Below are 2,415 nucleotides of genomic sequence, written 5' to 3'. Positions count from 1 at the left end.
GAACAGGAGCCGGCGGGCGGATCACCCGCAAAGACCTCCAGCGCATCATTGCATCAGGCGGCATTCCGGTTCAAGGCGCGGCAGCGGAAAAACAGCCGGCAGAACCGCAGAAAACGGCTGCGGCCCGCGCGCCGAAAGCTGCTGAAACAAAGGCTCCGGAAACGGCAGCAGGCGACATTGAAATACCTGTCACAGGCATCCGCAATGCGATTGCTTCCAATATGGTCAGAAGCAAGCATGAAATCCCTCATGCCTGGACGATGATGGAAGTCGATGTCACAAACCTTGTCAGCTACCGCAATCACATCAAAGACGAATTTAAAAAGAAAGAAGGCTTCAATTTAACCTTTTTTGCTTTCTTCGTCAAAGCGGTTGCCCAAGCGCTGAAAGAATTCCCGCAAATGAACAGCATGTGGGCCGGCGATAAAATCATTCAGAAAAAGGACATCAACATTTCGATTGCCGTGGCGACGGAAGATGCATTGTATGTGCCGGTTATTAAGCATGCCGATGAAAAAACGATTAAAGGCATTGCAAGAGAAATCGCGGACTTGGCCCATAAGGTGCGGAGCGGCAAGCTGACAAGCGATGATATGACCGGCGGAACGTTTACCGTTAACAATACGGGTTCTTTCAGCTCTGTCCAGTCGATGGGCATCATCAATCATCCGCAGGCGGCGATTTTGCAGGTGGAATCGATCGTCAAGCGTCCCGTTGTGATGGACCACGGTATGATCGCCGTCAGGGATATGGTCAATTTATGCTTATCGCTTGACCATAGAGTGCTTGACGGTCTTATTTGCGGAAGATTTCTTGCCCGTGTGAAAGACATCCTTGAACACATCGATGAACATACATCCGTTTATTGAATATAAAAAAGCTGACCCTTTCCGGTCAGCTTTTTCTGTTGACGCCCGGAACGAGCATGCGGAGATGGCCGTTCAGCACGTTAATGTCCGCCGGCGCCTTGGAATAAATTTCACCGTCTGTATCGGCGTCCATTTCTTCAGCGGTTTCCACTTTGATCGTTTTTCCCTGAAAATAAGACAGATCTCCTTCGAACGTTTCCCATTCAGGCTGATCCATGGAGAGAAGTTCCTTTAATGCCGAGAGGCTGGTATTCCGGCAAACGAGTACATCCGCCTTTCCGTCAGTAGCTGTGGCTTTGGGGAGGGGCAGACGGTTCGTTCCGATAAACTGCCCGTTCAGCACCAACACCATCACGGCTTCATCTGTCAGTTCCTCTCCGTCGATGGTCAGTTTGCATGGGAAAGGCTTGAGCTTCGGGATCGTCCGCAATGCGCTCGTAAAATAGCTGATTCTTCCGAGGAGCGCCTTTTCGGTTTGATTGATGTGGCTTGAAGCCTCTGTAATAAAGCCCACGCCCCAAAAATTTAAACAATAATGATTATTTGCTTTCAGCACATCTACGGCGGCTTTATCCCCGTGTACCAGCGCTTCGGCCGCTTTTTCGATGTTTTGCGGAATTTCAAGCGTTCTTGAAAAATCGTTGCAGGTCCCGCCGGGCAATATCCCGATCGCGGGTTTCGACTAAAGCGGGCTGATGCCATTTATGCATTCGTGGACTGTGCCGTCCCCGCCTAAAATATATAATTCGTCAACGCCTTCTCCGATATGCCGGCATAGGCGGAAAGCATCTCCCTTTTGCCTCGTCGGGTTGATGATCAGCTCATCTATGTATTCGGAAAGGATCGGAACGGCTGTGCCGAGCGTTTTTTTGATGTTTTTTTGTCCGGCATTGCCGTTGTAAATCAGCATGGCTTTCCTTTTGTTCATATGGCTCACCTGTCTCTTTCGTCTCTTTTTATAGGTTTCCCCGATTGTTCCCCGCACTAAACCTTTAAGACGCGTGATTTGCGGTATGAACGGTTTCAAAGTATCATTAAAAAAGACGATGAAAAAGGAGAGGACTCAAAGTGAACATGGATTTTAATTTGTTTATGAACGATGTTGTGCGCCAGGCCAGGCAGGAGATCACAGCGGCCGGATACAAGGAATTAAAAACGGCTGAAGAAGTAGACGAAGCATTGGCGAAAAAAGGGACTACGCTCGTGATGGTGAACTCCGTCTGCGGCTGTGCCGGAGGAATTGCAAGGCCTGCCGCCTATCACGCCGTCCACTATGATAAGCGGCCGGATCATCTCGTGACGGTGTTTGCGGGCCAGGACAAAGAGGCCACGGCAAGGGCGCGCGAATATTTTGAAGGATATCCGCCGTCTTCCCCGTCATTTGCATTGCTGAAGGACGGCAAGATTGTAAAAATGGTCGAGCGCCATGAGATTGAGGGCTATGAACCGATGGCCGTCATCACGAAGCTTCAGGGATTGTTTGAGGAGTACTGCGAAGAAGTATAATGAACAAAAGCCTGCCGGCATGTGATATGCTCCCCTAAAG

Annotated in this window: 2 protein-coding genes and 1 pseudogene; 2 read left to right on the top strand and 1 reads right to left on the bottom strand. The window is 49.8% G+C overall.

The window, feature by feature from the left end; all coding sequences use genetic code 11:
* Positions 1 to 869, top strand: an 869-nt coding sequence (locus V7126_RS22350; RefSeq protein WP_335499300.1) for a dihydrolipoamide acetyltransferase family protein, incomplete at its 5' end; no start/stop codon positions are given.
* Positions 870 to 894: 25 nt separating this feature from the next.
* On the opposite strand, the pseudogene V7126_RS22345 reads toward V7126_RS22350, so the two are convergent.
* Positions 895 to 1,797, bottom strand: a pseudogene (locus tag V7126_RS22345) (YegS/Rv2252/BmrU family lipid kinase).
* 140 nt (positions 1,798 to 1,937) lie between these two features.
* On the opposite strand from V7126_RS22345, the gene V7126_RS22340 reads away from it, so the two are divergent.
* Complete coding sequence (locus V7126_RS22340; RefSeq protein WP_046133030.1) at positions 1,938 to 2,375, top strand: BrxA/BrxB family bacilliredoxin; 438 nt, start codon at positions 1,938 to 1,940, stop codon at positions 2,373 to 2,375.
* Positions 2,376 to 2,415 lie beyond the last annotated feature (40 nt).

It is taken from the genome of Bacillus sp. JJ675 (assembly GCF_036963165.1).
Classification (GTDB): Bacteria; Bacillota; Bacilli; order Bacillales; family Bacillaceae; genus Bacillus; species Bacillus glycinifermentans.
This window is presented reverse-complemented; position numbering and strand designations above follow the sequence as displayed.